Origin of the sequence: Nocardia sp. NPDC060259 (assembly GCF_042728775.1) — a bacterium.
GTDB lineage: Bacteria > Actinomycetota > Actinomycetes > Mycobacteriales > Mycobacteriaceae > Nocardia.
Genome location: NZ_JBHXAY010000072.1, coordinates 22,394 through 37,322, shown reverse-complemented (window position 1 = coordinate 37,322; position 14,929 = coordinate 22,394). Strand labels below are relative to the sequence as shown.

Below are 14,929 nucleotides of genomic sequence, written 5' to 3'. Positions count from 1 at the left end.
CCTCGATGACGGTCGCCCCGTCCGCGAGTCGTCCCCACAGCGCGCCCACCTCCTCGACGGTGTCACCACGGACCGAGAGGAAGAATGGTTCCGTGGTGAGGGTGGCGCCGTTCTCGCGGCGGGTGGTCGGCGGGTCCTGGGCGACCGGCGCGTCCGCACCGGGCACGTCATAGGCCATGACCCGGAACCCGTCGTCGGCGACGACCTGACCGAACACCACCTTGGCGGCGTCGGGCAGCGCGGCGGGCATCCCGAAGTCACCGTAGGTCGCGACGGTGATCCGGCCACCGAACACCGACTGGTAGAACTCCAGAGCCGCGCGAGCCTGACCGTGGAAGTTCAAGTGAGCGACAGCGTTTACCGACATCTGACAGATCCCTTCGGAGTGTTTCGCCACCGGAGGACTCCGGCGACAAATTCCACCCTGTCAGCAGTACCGGTCAGGGAACGTCCGCTATTTGTGGCAGCCTGGACACATGCCGATCGCATCGTCGACAGCGACCTCCCGCCGCCTGCTCTCGCTGTTGTCGTTGCTGCAGGTCCGCCGTGACTGGCCTGGAATGCTGCTCGCCGAACGGCTGGCCGTGAGCGAACGCACGGTTCGCCGCGACGTCGAGCGGCTGCGCGAACTCGGCTACCCGATTCACGCGGTGAAGGGACCCGAGGGTGGTTACCGGCTCGACGCGGGCAGCGAGCTGCCCCCGCTCCTGTTCGACGATGAGCAGGCGGTCGCGCTCGCGGTGGCGTTACGGATCGCAGTCGGAACGGGAGCGGGTATCGAGGAGGCGGCCGCACGCGCCTTGACGACCGTGCGGCAGGTCATGCCCTCCCGCCTGCGCCAACGCGTCGACGCCCTCGAGGTGATCGCGGTCGAACCGGGCGGGCGCAGGGTAGATCCCCAGGTCGACACCGCCGTTCTGCTCGCGCTGAGCGCCGCCGTCCGGTCCGCGGAGGAGGTGCGGTTCGACTACCGGTCAGTGGCAGATTCACCGCATCCGGGGTTGCAACCGGCACGGCGGGTACATCCGCACCACCTCGTGGCTCGGGGTGGTCGCTGGTACCTGATCGGATGGGATCCCCAGCGGCACGATTGGCGGATACACCGTGCCGATCGGATGGCACTGCGCGTCCCCAACGGGCCACGCTTCACCCCACGCCAAGTACCAGGTGGCGACGTCGCCGCGTTCCTGTCCGCCCGATTCAAAGGCTCCGACAGCGCCGACAGCTGGCCCTGCCGGGGCGAGGTGATCCTCGATCTCCCCGTCGCACAGGTGGCACCGTTCGCCGGCGACGGAACCGTCGAGGAACTCGGCCCCGCACGAACCAGACTCCTGACCGGCTCCTGGTCCTGGCCCGCACTCGCCGCGACGCTGGCACGATTCGACACCGAAATCGAAGTGATCGGCCCGGACTCACTGCGTGACGCTTTCACCGCGCTGTCCCGGCGAGCCGCGCGGGCCGCACGCCCGAGGTCATGAGCACGTTCGAAACATATGCAGCGAGGACGAATTCTCACAGATCAGGAGTCAACCAAGACCGGCCTGCAGCAATGGTGAGGTAGGTTGTGGCGGCCATGAGGAGTCGCGATGAGGTCACGCACCGAATCGATCAGGTGTTCACGGGCTCGCTGCCGCTCACCGAGGACGAACTCGCACCGCCGAGTATCGACGCGCCGTACGTCATCGCGCACTTTCACGGCCGCTCGCGGGCAGATATCGATCGCGCGAGCTTTCTGCCCAGTCTGCACATGGAAGACTTCACGTACATGACCGCGCAGGCCGTCGAGTACTACCTCCCGGCGGTGCTGAAGCTGATGCTGATCCAACCGTACGACTTCGAGCTCTGGATCTTTCTCAGCAGCTATCTCCGCAGTGCGCGACGCGACGACGAGACGACCCTGCGCGGCCTCCGCCCCGCACAGCACGCCGCGATCGCGGACTGGCTCGAGTTCCTGTCCCGCGAGATCGACGAAATGATCGGATTCGATCGCAAGGACGCCGCGAAACTGGCGCGGCTCTATCGGCAGCTCGCGAACGCTGCGGCGTAGACAGGCGCTCGCGCGTTCGAACTCCGAGATCACCTCGGCCACGGTCTCCTCATCGCCCACGCGGGAACCGCCATGTGCCCACAGCGGGCCGTCGCAGTCGGCATCGATGAGCTGTCCGAGCGTGCGCTGGAACCACATTCGGTCGGGCCAGCAGCATTGGCTCGCCGTTCGCCAACGGCGCCCCTAGTTGGGCAAGAAGCGACGAGCCCAGTCGGCGAACTGCTGCCCGAATTCCGCCTGTGCCGTAGCGACAACCGCCTCCGGATTCTCGGCCACCGGCAGGCCGAAGTGCTGTGCGAGCCAGGCCGTGTACTCGGCGTGGCCCGTGCTGTGCGGTTCGTCCGACTCGCGCCAGAATGAGACTTCGTCCCAGTCCACCATGATCTCCGAATCGAAGCCGATGAGCTGGAAGAGCTCCCGCACATTACGTGCGACCACGTGCAGTCCACCCTCGTCCCCGAAAACCACAACAGGCAAGGCAGTGAGTTCCGCCTGGTCGTTAAACCGCCAGAGCGCATAGAACGAACCAGAACCATTCGCCTGCGCGAAGGGAACCAACCGGGTGGTGAACTCCGGGTTCTCCGACCAAGCCTCGAGCTCGGAGGTACTCCCGTACTCGAGCAACCCGAATCCGTTGGCGTAGTTCTCGAAGCCGATCCTGTCCTGCAGGTCCTTCAACAGGTTGAGCTCCATAACAGGGCAGTACACGGTACCCATTACCTCTCCATCAGGAGATCCCGTGGGGGTACCTGCCGGCCTCCAGCGAAGCCGCCAGCGCCTCCAGGGATCACTGTCCGATCATCGTAGCTAGACGAGAATAGGGACCGCATCTACGGAACTCGAGTATGGCGATCGTGGCACACAGTCTGAGATGATCGAACCCGGATGCCTCGTTGACCGACTCATCTTCAGCACCAAGACCATTGAGTGTTCGGGACGGTCGAGGTCGACTGCCGCGATAGGAGTCATGGGGTGGTGGCGACAGAAGCGATTTTCGGCTTCGTTGGTGTGGCGCTCGGTTCGTTGTCGACGTCGGTACTCACGATCTACAAGGAGCGATTCACGAGTCGTCGCGAGGCGGCCGCGCGAGATGTTCAGTTCGAACGTGAGCGCCAGTTGGCGCGCAACACCTTTCAGCGCGAGAGTGTTCTCGCACTTCAGGTTGCACTCGCGGACTTGATCAACGCCGCTGACGTCGAGCTCGACCGCGTCCTGACGATCTTCAAGGAGTCGGGCCAGTGGCCAGCACGCCAGTGGGAAACCCCCACCGCGGTGGGCTGGTCCGACGCCGTCCTCCGGTTCGAGCAGGCGAATGCTCGTGTGTTCGATGACCAGTTGCAGACTTTCGCGACTGAGGTACGTCGTGCGGCATACGACTCGGTGTGGGCCGACAGCTTCGAATCCGCAAAGGACAATCACACTCGCCTGGTTCCGCTCCAGACGGAGTTCCAACGTCATGTGGCGAAGGCACTGCCGTCACTGTATTGAGACGACCCCTCTCCCTCGGGCGTGCCTGGCGACTCGCACATCCGGGGAGCGCGGTGGTCCACCCATGGTCGCGACTGTTGTTGCCATATCAGGCGAACTTCGTTGAATCTCCCGCGATTACTCCAGGCCCCTATCGGCGGGAGGCACTGGTGGCGGACGAGCACTTGCTGTCGGCGCCGCAGCAGCGGCCATCCTGGCCGTCGTCGAAGCCCCTCAACCACGGCAGCGACATCCACGCCACGGTGCGCGCCGCGATCACCCCGCCGCCGACATCGACACGGTCGTGCGGATCGTTCAGCTCGATTTGATCGGCACCACATCGGCATACCAGTCGCCTACTGACACCGCACCCGCCTCACCCGGTTCAATAGTCACTTACTCCAGCTATACCGGTCTCCGCGCCAGGGACATTCTCGTGGCGATCGACGGACGCCCGTCGCGACCGCGACCGATATCCAGCCCTCATGGTCGAGCACACCATCGGCCGACGCGTCGAGGTCACCGTGTGGCGCAACGGCGCGCTGGTCGACGTCGCCGCCGTTCCGCGAGAACTCGCCGACGGGCCCTACTAGGTGGCCGTGCCGTGTGCGCCGTCGCCGCGGGCTTCGATCGCCTCGACCGACTTCCTGAGCTCCTTCCCCAGGATGCGCGTGCCGAAGGCTCCGAGCACGATCGCGAGCAGCCGTCCCTTGAGGTTCTTCCCGTCGCGGACCACGACGACGTCCACGTCGGTCGTCCCAGCGGACTGCTGGGTGAGGGTGTAGGTGTGGCCAGAGGCGCCGCCCCACAGGTTGGAGTCGGTGGTCGTCATCAGGACGCGGTGAGGGTCGGTCCAGTCATAGTGCAGGCGTTCCCAGATGCCGCGCGAGCCCTCCGTGACGTCGGCATCATGAGGGCCTTCGTGGTGCACCTCGAGATAGTTGTCCGCGCTGTTGCCGAAGAGTTCCTTGCGGCCCGGGCCGAAATCGGTGAGGCCGGCGAGGAACTGCTCGGGCGTCGCGGTGGTGGTCTGGTGGAGATGGATCGTGGTCATGGCGCCTTCCCCGTGGAGTTGGATGATGCGACTGCATGACGGCCTGGATGGCGTCCCCACGTACGTCGGCAGCCTGCGTGGAGATGCCGGCCCTGTAGTCGAGGGTAGTCCGCCACCGCCCGCGCGGGGGTTCGGGAGATCGGTACCGCGTCCGCCCGCAACCATCCTGCGGTCGAACAACTCGGCGCCATCCCGGTCGACTACCGGGGTGACGTGCCGGAACAGGTTCGCGTAGCCCTCGCGCCAGGTGTCGACGACGAATCCACCGTCTGCGGTGAACAGACGGGGCAGTACACAAATCCGGTCAGGGCCAACCGCCGGCAGCGAGCCCGACTGCGACCTGGCGGAGTTCGGATTCGGCTGGCCAGGCACGTCGAGCCGGTCGGTGCCATACTGCCGAGATCGGGCAGGCGAGGTTGACCGTTCGCCGACAGGCCGCGACCACGGGTTATGGCGAACGAAGAGGAAACCGCATCAGTGAGGTCGTCACTCGACTCGAGCAGCGCTACCCCCAGATCGACGCTGACACCGTTGCCGACATCGCCCGCAGCGCCTACCAGCATTTCTCGACGGCGCCGGTTCGGGACTTCGTTCCGCTTCTGGTCGAACGCAACGTCGATCGGGTCCTGTCGAACTCCAGTTGAGCGGTCGGCATGAGCCGCCAGGACGACGATCCCGACGTGGCTCAAGCCCGGGAATTCGTCGAGATGCTCACCGCGCACGCGGCGAGGCTCGAAACCGACATGGCACTGGCCGGCTCCCCGCAGCAGCGCGCCGCGTGGCAAGCCGACCTGCGCCAGATTCGCCGTTTCGTCGACGGTCTGCACCGCCGGTTCCCCGGCCTGGCCGACGACTAGTTCGACCGCCACGCCGAGCGGCGGCTTCACCGCATCGTGACGCAGCCGCCCTACGGTATGCATTCCAGCCCCGAATCCCCTACCAGCAACGACTGCGAAGTCGACGTCGTCTTCTCCCCGGGGGCGTCAACTCGATGAACAGCTCCGCAAGAACAGGGTGAGGTCGCCGTGCTGGTTGGTCGTGAGGTCGAACGGGATCTGGTGACGGCGTTCGTCCGCGGGCAGACATCCGAAGCCGTGTTGGTCATCCGGGGCGAGCCAGGGGTCGGCAAAACAGCGGTGCTGGACATGGCGGCAGAAATCGCCGCGGCGGGGGCAGCCAGTCAAGTTATGCATTTAAGGTATCAATGGGCGGATGGCCCGCCCGAGTCGATCTGGAGGTGAACGATGAACGAGACACTGAACATCGAGCCCGCCGAGATCTATGAAACCCCGCTGCTGGGTGAGGTCGGCGACTTCGCCGACCTCACCCAGGGCGCACCAATCGGCCCTGTCGAGGGCACTCATTCGTACATGAATGGCGCTGATTCGTACATGTATTAGGGCCGCAGCCAGCAGCTGAAGTGAACTGAGGTGCCGGTCCGCGGCCGTCCGCGGGCGCGGACCGGCACCCATCGACCCCGACGGGCAGGACGGGTTCGTTCATCGAAGAAGCAGGCGAGATGTCAGGAGCTGACTGCGAGGTGAGCGATACGTCGGCGTGCTGGTTCGTGATCGTCCCGGACCGGGCAGCGCTACCTGCCGTGCTGACCCGGTTGCGGGAGCGGGCCGACCAGGTGGTGTCCTACCCGTCGGGGCGGCCGTGGCTGCTGGGTTCCTGGCCGCCCCAAAAGATGCGCCTAGCAGTGGTGGGCGGGCGGATGCTGGCAGTGGTGGGCACCTCCTCGGCGACCACCGCAGACCTGACCGCCCGCCTCAAGGGTGTGCACGCGGTCGCGGACCTGGAGGCGGCGCTAGGCGGTGTCCATGGCAGCTTTCACGTGGTCGCGGCCCTGGACAGACATGTGTACGTGCGTGGGAGTGCCTCCGGGGGGCGTCGCGTATACCGGACAAGTATCGAGGGGGTGACCGTGTGCGCGGACCGGGCGCGGACCCTGGCTTGGCTCACCGGTGCCGACCCGGACACCGCCCAGCTCACGGCCCGCCTCGCTGTCGGGTTGCCGCACCCGTTGGCGGGTGCGGCGATGTGGCACGGCGTGGACACCGTCACGCCCGGTGAGGCGCTGCACCTGGACCCAGACGGGGCCTGCCGCACCATCAGGTGGTGGCACCCCCCGGCTGCGGACCTGCCCCTGGCGCAGGCGGCCAGTCGCCTGCGTGAGGCCCTGCGTGACGCGGTGGCGCTGCGGGCTCGCCCGGGCTGGGTGCTGGCCGCGGACCTGTCCGGCGGCATGGATTCCACCTCATTGTGTTTCCTGGCCGCCGAAGCCGGCGCCCGCCTGGTCACCGCGACCCTGCACTGGAGCGCCCCCGGCAACCTCGACCACCACTACGCCCGCTACGCCGCCGACCATCTGCCCCACATCGAACACCTGACCTTCCCCTCGGACGAGCTGCCCAGCTGCTTCACCGGCCTGGACCAGCGACACGACCCACTGGACGAACCCTCGGCCCTGTTGCGCGACGGGGAGATCCAGCGCCACCTCGCCCACGCGATGCGCGCCCGGGGAGCCACGCTGCGGCTGTCCGGTCACGGCGGCGACCACGCCGTCTCGCCCCCCGCCTCCTACCTCCACGAGCTGCTGCGCCGCAACCCCCGGCTCGCACTGCGCCACACCGCAGGGTTCAAGGCCCGCCACCGCTGGCCGCTGGGCGCCACCGCCCGGATGCTGCTGGGCGGCGGCTCCTACCCGGCCTGGCTGACCGCGGCCGCCGGCCGCCTCCGCGAACCCGCCGTTTCCGCATCCACGCCCGAGACATGGGGACAGCGGATTGTCCTTCCGGTGTGGGCGAGCACGTTGGCCGCCGACGAGCTCGCCGGGTTACTGTGCTGCGCCGCCGAACAGGCCGAACCGCTGGCCGCCGACCCCGGCCGGCATGCCTGGATCCACCAGATGAGGGAAGCCGGAAGGTTGGCCCGGCTCATCACCGACGCCGGCACAGCGAGGGGGCTGCCGGTCGACAGCCCGTTCTGCGACGACGCCGTCCTGACGGCCTGCCTGTCGGTGCGCACCCAGGAAGCGGGCGACCCCTGGTCCTACAAACCACTGCTGGCCGCCGCGATGAAGGGTCTGGTGCCCGAACACCTCCTGGCCCGCACCACCAAGGACCACTGCGGCCACGAATGGTACGACGGCCTGAAAACCCACTCCCGCCAACTCGCCGACTGGGCCGACACCTCGCATCTGGTGGCCGCGGGCCTCGCGCAGGAGAACGAGCTACGGCGTGTCCTGCTCAGCCCGGGCCTGCACACCGGCGGCTGCGCCCAGTTGGAGTACACCCTGGCGACCGAGGCGTGGCTGCGCGACCTGGCAACCCATCCCGTCCCCGCCTACCTCACCCCTACCAGCCCACATGAGGAGCATCCCGTTGACACAGCTGCGCACTGACGTCTCCTGCTGCCCCACCCAGGACGGCATGGTCCTACTCGACGAACGCGACGGCCGCTACTGGCAGCTCAACACCACCGGTGCCGCCGTCGTCTCGGCGCTGCTCGACGGCGCTACCCCTGAACAGGTCGCCGACCGGCTCGCAGCGACCCGCCCCGTCGACCGCGACCGCGCCGGGGCCGACGTCGCGGCTTTACTCGACCACCTCACCCGCGTCGGCCTGGTGGTGAGCGCCCCGTGAGCCAGATCCTCGACACCGGACAAACCCGCCCACCGCTGGGCCGCCGCATCGCCGCACGCACCGCCGTCGTAGCCGCACGGCTGCTGGCTCACCTCCCGCCCCGGCGCCTGCGCACTGTCCTGCACGTGGCACGCCGCGGATCGGTGCCCGCCGACTACGCCACTGCCCTGCGGGCCCGCCAGGACGTGACCGCCGTCAGCGTCGCGTGCTCGGGCCGGTACTGCCTGCAGCGTTCCCTGGCTACCACCTTGCTGTGTCGGCTCGGTGGCACCTGGCCCATCTGGTGCACGGGAGTACGCACTCCACCCTTTGCCGCCCACGCCTGGGTCGAAGCGCAGGGACGCCGCGTCGGCGAGCCCGAGGACACCGCCACCTACCACACCCTGCTCACCGTCCCCCCATGCTGACCTCGACTTTCCCTGTGCGGGTTTCGGGGGGGCCTGTCGGCTCACCGGCCTCCTGTGTCGGTGTTGCCTGCGCTGGAGTCGACATGTCCGCAAAGGGCCAGGTCGCTGACGACCTTCGCACGTACAGGGACTGGACTACACCGGAGAATCGATCCAGTACGCAAGGAGTGGAATTCGGCTGGATCCGGCAACGCCACCGCCAGCAGCGGATCGAGCACATGCTCGACTGGAATCCCAGATCTTCACGGCGCTGGCCGACATCCGACTGTGGACCAAACACCCGTTCGCGATCACCCGAGCCCGGCCGCTTCCGCTGGAGCGTTCGGAAAACGACCGTTTACCGAACACGCCCGAGCCGCTGTGATGTCCGCATAGGCTGGTAGAGCACTGATCGTCGACTGGCAAGCGGGTCCGTATGACACAGATTCCGTCAATCCTGAGTGCGGTTGCTGCCACCCTGGCCGCCGTCCTGTCATTTGGAACGCTCTACGTCACGGGGCGACGGGAGCACCGGAGGTGGTTCCGAGAGTCCCTCGTCGATGCCTACGTGGAGTACCTCGAGGCGAGCTTCTCCGGTAGTGCCGCACGCACTCTGGAGCTGCGGGCGGTGGGCGACGCTGCTGGCGTTGTCGATCAGAAGGAGAAGGCTGAAGAAGGCCGCAGCCGCGCGATGGCGAGCTTGAGCAGGCTGCGTCTGATCGCGCCGCGTGAAGTCGTTGTCGCGGCTGAGAAATTGCATCTCGCCGATATGGATGTGATGGCCGCCGCGTTCAATGGCTCCGTCCCGCCGGACGATACGTGGCGCGCAGCACGACAACGGCAACAGCAGCATCGGGACCGGTTCATCGGCGAGGTCCGGAAGTCTCTGGGAGTGGGGAGTCAGTCCAACGTGACTCTCAGCGGCCCATGGAGGTACAGCGCCCGGGACGGGCAAACTGGACCTGCGTTGATGGGCTGACCTCAGAAGAACTCGGGTCGGTCTCCGCGCAACGGTTGCGTCAGATCCCGCAGTTTGGGCGACCATGATTCGGTGGATTAGACCAATGAAGGCGCCCCGTCTGGGTAGAACATGGGCAACCGAAGAAGCGGATTCCCGTGGCGTTTCGGGTTGCCCGGTACTGCCGCCGCCGTGCGCTGGTGCAGTACTGGCCCTGGTTCGGGGGTGTAGTGGGGTTCATTGTTCCGGCGGCTGTGGCGGCGGGGAGTGTTTCTTCGGCCAGGGTGGCAAGGCGCTGAGTTCGAGGTATATCGGGAGCCCCGATGATCCGTGCCGGCGTGGACGCAGTCCCACGAGTCGGTGGTGTCCATCTCACTCCATGTGGTGGCGACCAGAGTTCGTCGCGAAGTCCTGACGGTGGTAGCCGACTCGCTGACATTCGGGGAGGCAGGCATCGCGACGGCCGTGCCTGGCTGCCGCACCGAAAGTGATAATCGCGCGGAAGCTTTCGGGTGTCTGGCTGGGGACAACGAGGAGCTGGCCTTCGCTGCGATGGAGGGTGGCTTGGTGCGACATGGGGTCTCCGATTCCGATGCGGCGGACCAGGTAGTACATGGGCCGCCGATGGCTTATGGTCGTGCTCGCGTTCATGTCGAGCGCATCGAGAGAGAGGTAGAAATGGCTGTGGCCAGCACTGAAAGGCACACACTCATCGGTGATGTGCACCTGCTGCTCACCGACGATCAGGGTCGGATTCTGTTCGGTCGGCGAGCTGGTACCGGGTACGCCGATGGCGCGTTCCACCCGCCTTCGGGGCATCTCGAGGCCGAGGAGTCGGTGGTCGAGGCGCTGCGGCGTGAAGCCGCCGAGGAGATCGGTGTGCACATCGCACCCGAGGACGTCGAGTTCGCGCACATCATGCACAACAGCTCGTCCGGCGGTCGCGTCGCGTTCTTCTTCCAGGTCCGGCAGTGGGAGGGCGAACCGACGAACATGGAACCCGACAAGTGCGATGCGCTGGAATGGTTCACGGCCGACGCGCTGCCAGCGGACATGATCCCCTACTGCCGGGAAGCACTGGGCCATATCTCCTCCGGCAAGTCACTGTCACTGTTCGGCTGGTGACAGGTGACGGTGGGGACCGTTACCTCTCTCTCACCGGTCCCCACCGTCGCTAGACCTCGTCAGATGAGCTGCCACTCATCGAGCGAGGCGATCAGTTCCTCGAGGCGCTGCAGGGACATGCGTTTCTCCGCAGCGTCTTCGAGGGATTCCTTCGTGGCCCCGAATTGCCACCAGGACTCGCCGTTCTTGGCGTCCATGACCAGGAACCGGTCCTTGATGGCAGGGCCGCGCAGCACCAGCGACACGGTGCCGGGTTCGGCGACCACGGCGTGAACAGCGCTGTGGTGCAGCGCGTAACTGGCCCCGACCCGTTCCTGGCGCACGTGCACCGCGCGCAGGCTCGAAACGTCGATCTCCGTACCGAGTTCGACGTCACCGTAGAGCCGGTGCCGGTATTCGCCACGCAGGATGCGGCTGGCATAGGTCCAGCGGTGGTTGTGCGGGCGATCGTGGTAACCGGGCCCGAAGATGTGCAGGCGCAACCGGATCCCGGATTCGAGGTCGTCGTGCAGGACGATCTTGTCGAGAATGTCGTAGTGCTCGCACAGTGCGGCGAGATCGGGGTTGTCGGGCAGCGTGGTCAACGCGCGGCGCAGCAGATACTTCTGGGCGGCGAGCAGTTCGAAGGACTTTCGGGTAGCCGACTCGACGGCCTCCACGTCGTTCCAGTCGAGGCAGCGCAGCGGTTCGATGACGGTTTCCATGGTGTGCATTGGGGTCTCCTATTCGGGTTTCGCGCTGGACTTCCACAGTCGGCAGACCGGCACGATGTCCGGGTAGGCCGAGCACGACGAAGCACCCATGACCAGTTCCTCGGCTGGGCAGCCGCCCATGCACGCCGATTCCTTGCAGCCGCCGCAGGCGCTGCCGACGAGAGGTTTGGTGAACAGATCGAACTCGTTGACCTCGCTGTCGCGGTTGAGCAGCACCTGGCCGTCGCGCATCGTGGCGTAGTAGGTGTCGGTATCGAAGAGGTAGCTGCACACGTAGCAGCGGCCGTCGGGGAAGATCGAGATCCGGTCGAGGGTGCGGCCGATGCAGCCCTGGTAGCCCTCTTTGGCGTAGCGGTCCATCTGGTCGCGGCGCGCGTAGGTCGGCTGGAACCACACCCGTGACTTGTATTCCGGCGCAACGAGTTCGAGCCTCGTGCAGAAGTTCACCCACTCAAGGGGGTTCATCGCCATGTCGGCGTTGCCGTGGCCGGTGCCGATGGTGGAGAACACGTGGAACTTGACCAGGCTCGCGCCGATGTCGTCGGCGATGTCGAGCAAGCGCAGGACATCACCCTCGTTGGCTTTGTTGACCGTGCAGATGATGCGAGTGTCGAACCCGCGCTCGCACAGTTCGGCGCTGGTCTGCATCGCCTGGTCGAAGGTGCCCTCACCGCGGACGGTGTCGTGGGTGGCCGCGCTGCCGCCGTCCATGCTGACCTGAACGTAGGCGAAGTCCTCAGGGGTGAGCTGGGCGAACTTCTTGCGGGCGATGGCCTGGGCGTTGGTGGTGGTGATGACGTGGCCGTAGCCGATGGTCCTCGCCGCCCGGATGGCGTCGATGTACCAGGGGTGCAGGGTCGGCTCACCACCGAGGATGGTGAGCTTGTCGCCGCCGAGCTGCCGCCAGGTGGTGAGGGTGTCGACGATCTGCTGCGGGGTCATCTTCAACGCCCGCTCGAGCCGCTCGCCCATGTAGCAGTGCTCGCACCGCAACTGGCAAGCCTCGGTGATGTAGAGGTAGACGTTGCGGAACCGGCCATAGGAGACCTTGTCGACACGATGTGGTTCGCGCTGTCCGGCGTTGCGCGGCATACGGGCGTGGCCGTAGGTGTCGGGCCGGAAAGTCGGGAGTCCCAGAGGGGTTGTGCTGGTCATGCGGTGGTGCTCCTCACGATGAGCAGGGGCTCGACGATTCGTGCGAGGGTCGCGGCGTCGTCGGCGCCGTCGACGGAGTTGGTAGGGATGCCCGCACGGTCGAACGCGGTACGCACGTCCTCGACCGTGTCGTCGTGGCGTCGAGTGCGGGCGGCGAACAGTGTCGGAGCGTCGCCTCGCCGCGGGTGCAGCAGCGAGCCACAGTTCACGCAGGTCCATCCGCCGAACGTCGACGCGGTGGCGGGCAGGCGCGGATCGGCGGCCGGATCGCGCTCACATCGGTGACAGACTCGACGTGCTCGCGCCCTCTTACGTCTGGCCGGCGCGTCGAGCACGAGCTCGATCGGCTCGACGGCACAGCCAGGTGCGAGCTCCCGCGCTATCTCGAGCAGCGCCTCGACCTGCTGGCCCGTGCCGGGATAGTTGTCCAGGAGCACCGTGTGGATCCGGGAATCGGTGGCCACGGTGCTCAGATACTGGCGCACCGCCGGATTAACGACGTCATCGTCGATCCAGCCGAGGTCGCGCGGGCCGTGGCTGGCGGTCTGCCTGACCACCTCGGGCGGCACGTGTTCGCGCAATCTGAACACGTGCCGGTCGGGATTCTTGCCCAGCGCCAGCGTGAGCGTTGTCTTTCCGGATGCCGGTGGCCCGAGGATCGGCACCAACAGTGATAGCGCCATGTCGCCCCTTCCGCAGGATTGATATCGGACACACCGACGATCGCCGCGTCGATAGCGAATTGGCTATACACACAACGAGTCTCGGGAATTCCGGCGTATGCAGAAGGCGCATATGGGCTGGGTAGAGCCGGTGGTACCGTCGGAAAAACCGTTGGGGACGGCCATGATCGCGGAACGGGGCGGATGATGCGGACGACCAACAACGCGCGCGAATGCCCGATGTGCGGGACTCGGTTGTCCCGATTCAACACCGGTACGGCATGCAGTAGTTGCGCGCGCGAAAAACCCGCTGTCGGCGCACCGGTCATGCCCGCCGAGTTCTGGGCCAGCGATCACATGCGCGACGCCTTGGCCTCCTGGCACATGGGCCGGGTGATCTTCGCCTTCCGCACCCACCCCATGCACAAGTCCCCGATCACCCAACTCGACGTCGCCAACTGGCTCGACATGTCCCAGGCGACCTTGAGCCGGATCGAGTCCCGCGAAGCTCCCGAAAAGATGTCCAAGCTGGTCCAATGGGCAACAGCTCTGCACATCCCAGAGGAACTGCTGTGGTTCCGACTCCCCCGGCAGAACGCGGCAACCGAGGTCGACCGTCGCCAGCTGCTCGTCCTCGCGGCAGCGGCCGTCGCCTCGGCCACCACCGAAGACATCCTCCCCAGCAGCAGCCCCGCCACCGACGACTTCGACGCCTCGGTGCCCGCCATCGAAACAGCCTTCTGGGCAGCAGGCAACATCGGAAACGATCAGCCGGTCCGCGAGATCGGCGAACTCGTCGCGCTCGCCCGACGCATCACCAAACTCCAAATGGCCTGCGAATACGCGAAACTAGGCCCCTTGCTGGCACCGGCGATCACCGATCTGTACCGCCAAGCCCACAGCGGAAAGCCCCGAGACCGCCGCGCCGCGTGGGATGCGTTGGCCCAGGTCGCTTCCGAGACCTCGGTGGCACTGCGCGCACGCGGCTACTTCGCCGTCGCCTGGTCAGCCGCGCAAGCAGCCGAATCCGCTGCCAAACGCATCGACAGCAGACAAGGCATCGCCTCGGGCGCCTACGTACGCAGCCAGGTACTCCTCGCCCGACCCGAGTCCCTCAAGGCTGCCCTAGACTGCGCCGTGCACACCGCCGCCCAGGTCGGACCCGACGCAACTACCGCCCCCGAGATACAAACAGTCGGAATGCTCCACCTCCAAGCCTCTTTGGTCACCGCCACCATGGGCGCCAGCCCCCACGATCACCTCGCCCAGGCCGCCGAGTACGCGGCTCAACTCGACCGCGCGACCATCGACGATCCCACCACGATCGTCGGCAACGTCTCCTTCGGCTCGGCCAACGTGGCGTTGTGGAACATGACCGTAGCCATGGAAGAAGGATCCCCGGAACGAGTGCTCGATCTCGCCCACCGCCTCGACCCTCGATCGTTGCCGACCGTCGGCCGCGCCGCACAGTACTTCGTAGAAGTCGGGCGTGCCGCCGCAGCCCGCGACGACCACACCATGTCCCTGGACGCACTGTTACGAGCGGAGCGCATCGCGCCACAACAGGTCCGCAACATGGACACGGTGCAGGAACTAGTGGGCCACATGATGATCAAGGCCGGACGCGACCTCGTCACCGGTGACCTCGGCAAACTCGCTTCCCGGGTCGGTGCCGTGGCGCTGTAGGCGAAGACGCATCACCCATTGCCTGCCAT

At 66.5% G+C, this 14,929-nt stretch carries 20 protein-coding genes; 14 read left to right on the top strand and 6 right to left on the bottom strand.

The window, feature by feature from the left end:
* On the bottom strand, positions 1-367 hold a 367-nt coding region (locus ACFWF2_RS23480), incomplete at its 3' end, for a VOC family protein (protein ID WP_379309587.1).
* Positions 368-476: 109 nt separating this feature from the next.
* Here ACFWF2_RS23480 and ACFWF2_RS23475 point away from each other — a divergent pair.
* Positions 477-1,478, top strand: coding sequence for a helix-turn-helix transcriptional regulator (locus ACFWF2_RS23475; protein ID WP_379309586.1), 1,002 nt, complete (start codon positions 477-479; stop codon positions 1,476-1,478).
* 95 nt (positions 1,479-1,573) lie between these two features.
* Positions 1,574-2,047: a hypothetical protein gene (locus ACFWF2_RS23470; protein WP_379309585.1), complete on the top strand. Its 474-nt coding sequence runs from the start codon at positions 1,574-1,576 to the stop codon at positions 2,045-2,047.
* A 183-nt stretch (positions 2,048-2,230) separates the two neighbouring features.
* Here ACFWF2_RS23470 and ACFWF2_RS23465 read toward each other — a convergent pair whose 3' ends face one another.
* On the bottom strand, positions 2,231-2,764 hold the full coding sequence (locus ACFWF2_RS23465; protein ID WP_379309584.1) for a hypothetical protein: 534 nt from the start codon (positions 2,762-2,764) through the stop codon (positions 2,231-2,233).
* 255 nt (positions 2,765-3,019) lie between these two features.
* Here ACFWF2_RS23465 and ACFWF2_RS23460 point away from each other — a divergent pair, with 255 nt between their 5' ends.
* A complete protein-coding gene (locus ACFWF2_RS23460) occupies positions 3,020-3,535 on the top strand; it encodes a hypothetical protein (protein ID WP_379309583.1) in 516 nt (171 codons plus the stop codon).
* Positions 3,536-3,684: 149 nt separating this feature from the next.
* The gene (locus tag ACFWF2_RS23455) at positions 3,685-3,843 is read left to right on the top strand and encodes a hypothetical protein (protein WP_379309582.1); all 159 of its coding nucleotides are present in this window, start codon (positions 3,685-3,687) and stop codon (positions 3,841-3,843) included.
* Positions 3,844-4,103: 260 nt separating this feature from the next.
* Here the strand turns inward: ACFWF2_RS23455 and ACFWF2_RS23450 are convergent, their stop codons facing one another.
* Positions 4,104-4,568: a hypothetical protein gene (locus ACFWF2_RS23450; RefSeq protein ID WP_379309581.1), complete on the bottom strand. Its 465-nt coding sequence runs from the start codon at positions 4,566-4,568 to the stop codon at positions 4,104-4,106.
* Positions 4,569-4,984: 416 nt separating this feature from the next.
* Here ACFWF2_RS23450 and ACFWF2_RS23445 point away from each other — a divergent pair, with 416 nt between their 5' ends.
* From ACFWF2_RS23445 to ACFWF2_RS23405, 9 genes are all read left to right on the top strand, one after another.
* Positions 4,985-5,212, top strand: a complete 228-nt coding sequence (locus ACFWF2_RS23445) for a three-helix bundle dimerization domain-containing protein (RefSeq protein ID WP_379309580.1) — start codon at positions 4,985-4,987, stop codon at positions 5,210-5,212.
* A gap of 9 nt (positions 5,213-5,221) precedes the next feature.
* Entirely contained in the window at positions 5,222-5,425 is a 204-nt protein-coding gene (locus ACFWF2_RS23440; protein WP_379309579.1) for a hypothetical protein, read from the top strand.
* 168 nt (positions 5,426-5,593) lie between these two features.
* Complete coding sequence (locus tag ACFWF2_RS23435; RefSeq protein ID WP_379309578.1) at positions 5,594-5,809, top strand: hypothetical protein; 216 nt, start codon at positions 5,594-5,596, stop codon at positions 5,807-5,809.
* Between the two features lie 3 nt (positions 5,810-5,812).
* Positions 5,813-5,968, top strand: coding sequence for a lasso RiPP family leader peptide-containing protein (locus ACFWF2_RS23430; RefSeq protein ID WP_379309577.1), 156 nt, complete (start codon positions 5,813-5,815; stop codon positions 5,966-5,968).
* 140 nt (positions 5,969-6,108) lie between these two features.
* Positions 6,109-7,974 (top strand): asparagine synthase-related protein, encoded by a 1,866-nt coding sequence (locus ACFWF2_RS23425; protein ID WP_379309576.1) that lies wholly within the window; start codon positions 6,109-6,111, stop codon positions 7,972-7,974.
* A complete protein-coding gene (locus ACFWF2_RS23420; protein WP_379309575.1) occupies positions 7,955-8,215 on the top strand; it encodes a lasso peptide biosynthesis PqqD family chaperone in 261 nt (86 codons plus the stop codon). Before ACFWF2_RS23425 ends, ACFWF2_RS23420 begins: the two co-directional genes overlap by 20 nt.
* A complete protein-coding gene (locus ACFWF2_RS23415) occupies positions 8,212-8,622 on the top strand; it encodes a lasso peptide biosynthesis B2 protein (RefSeq protein WP_379309574.1) in 411 nt (136 codons plus the stop codon). The genes ACFWF2_RS23420 and ACFWF2_RS23415 overlap by 4 nt, the downstream gene beginning before the upstream one ends.
* A 415-nt stretch (positions 8,623-9,037) precedes the next feature.
* Positions 9,038-9,580 carry a hypothetical protein gene (locus tag ACFWF2_RS23410; protein ID WP_379309573.1) on the top strand — a complete coding sequence of 181 codons (543 nt, stop codon included), beginning with the start codon at positions 9,038-9,040 and terminating at the stop codon, positions 9,578-9,580.
* A gap of 531 nt (positions 9,581-10,111) precedes the next feature.
* The gene (locus tag ACFWF2_RS23405; protein ID WP_379309590.1) at positions 10,112-10,684 is read left to right on the top strand and encodes an NUDIX domain-containing protein; all 573 of its coding nucleotides are present in this window, start codon (positions 10,112-10,114) and stop codon (positions 10,682-10,684) included.
* Positions 10,685-10,743: 59 nt separating this feature from the next.
* Here ACFWF2_RS23405 and ACFWF2_RS23400 read toward each other — a convergent pair whose 3' ends face one another.
* The 3 genes from ACFWF2_RS23400 to ACFWF2_RS23390 are packed head-to-tail and all read right to left on the bottom strand — an operon-like array spanning position 10,744 to position 13,235.
* Positions 10,744-11,397, bottom strand: a complete 654-nt coding sequence (locus tag ACFWF2_RS23400) for a hypothetical protein (RefSeq protein ID WP_379309572.1) — start codon at positions 11,395-11,397, stop codon at positions 10,744-10,746.
* A gap of 9 nt (positions 11,398-11,406) precedes the next feature.
* The gene (locus tag ACFWF2_RS23395) at positions 11,407-12,552 is read right to left on the bottom strand and encodes a radical SAM protein (protein ID WP_379309571.1); all 1,146 of its coding nucleotides are present in this window, start codon (positions 12,550-12,552) and stop codon (positions 11,407-11,409) included.
* Complete coding sequence (locus ACFWF2_RS23390; protein ID WP_379309570.1) at positions 12,549-13,235, bottom strand: hypothetical protein; 687 nt, start codon at positions 13,233-13,235, stop codon at positions 12,549-12,551. The genes ACFWF2_RS23395 and ACFWF2_RS23390 overlap by 4 nt, the downstream gene beginning before the upstream one ends.
* Before the next feature lie 306 nt (positions 13,236-13,541).
* Here ACFWF2_RS23390 and ACFWF2_RS23385 point away from each other — a divergent pair, with 306 nt between their 5' ends.
* Positions 13,542-14,900 (top strand): helix-turn-helix domain-containing protein, encoded by a 1,359-nt coding sequence (locus tag ACFWF2_RS23385; RefSeq protein ID WP_379309569.1) that lies wholly within the window; start codon positions 13,542-13,544, stop codon positions 14,898-14,900.
* The last annotated feature ends 29 nt before the right edge of the window (positions 14,901-14,929 follow it).

Excerpts from the sequence above, each read along its gene's own strand:
- ACFWF2_RS23400 (WP_379309572.1), bottom strand. The coding sequence starts at position 11,397 with ATGCACACCATGGAAACCGTCATCGAACCGCTGCGCTGCCTCGACTGG.
- ACFWF2_RS23395 (WP_379309571.1), bottom strand. The coding sequence starts at position 12,552 with ATGACCAGCACAACCCCTCTGGGACTCCCGACTTTCCGGCCCGACACC.
- ACFWF2_RS23475 (WP_379309586.1), top strand. The coding sequence starts at position 477 with ATGCCGATCGCATCGTCGACAGCGACCTCCCGCCGCCTGCTCTCGCTG.
- ACFWF2_RS23385 (WP_379309569.1), top strand. The coding sequence starts at position 13,542 with ATGCCCGCCGAGTTCTGGGCCAGCGATCACATGCGCGACGCCTTGGCC.
- ACFWF2_RS23430 (WP_379309577.1), top strand. The coding sequence starts at position 5,813 with ATGAACGAGACACTGAACATCGAGCCCGCCGAGATCTATGAAACCCCG.
- ACFWF2_RS23390 (WP_379309570.1), bottom strand. The coding sequence starts at position 13,235 with ATGGCGCTATCACTGTTGGTGCCGATCCTCGGGCCACCGGCATCCGGA.
- ACFWF2_RS23470 (WP_379309585.1), top strand. The coding sequence starts at position 1,574 with ATGAGGAGTCGCGATGAGGTCACGCACCGAATCGATCAGGTGTTCACG.
- ACFWF2_RS23405 (WP_379309590.1), top strand. The coding sequence starts at position 10,112 with ATGGAGGGTGGCTTGGTGCGACATGGGGTCTCCGATTCCGATGCGGCG.
- ACFWF2_RS23410 (WP_379309573.1), top strand. The coding sequence starts at position 9,038 with ATGACACAGATTCCGTCAATCCTGAGTGCGGTTGCTGCCACCCTGGCC.
- ACFWF2_RS23450 (WP_379309581.1), bottom strand. The coding sequence starts at position 4,568 with ATGACCACGATCCATCTCCACCAGACCACCACCGCGACGCCCGAGCAG.
- ACFWF2_RS23465 (WP_379309584.1), bottom strand. The coding sequence starts at position 2,764 with ATGGGTACCGTGTACTGCCCTGTTATGGAGCTCAACCTGTTGAAGGAC.
- ACFWF2_RS23440 (WP_379309579.1), top strand. The coding sequence starts at position 5,222 with ATGAGCCGCCAGGACGACGATCCCGACGTGGCTCAAGCCCGGGAATTC.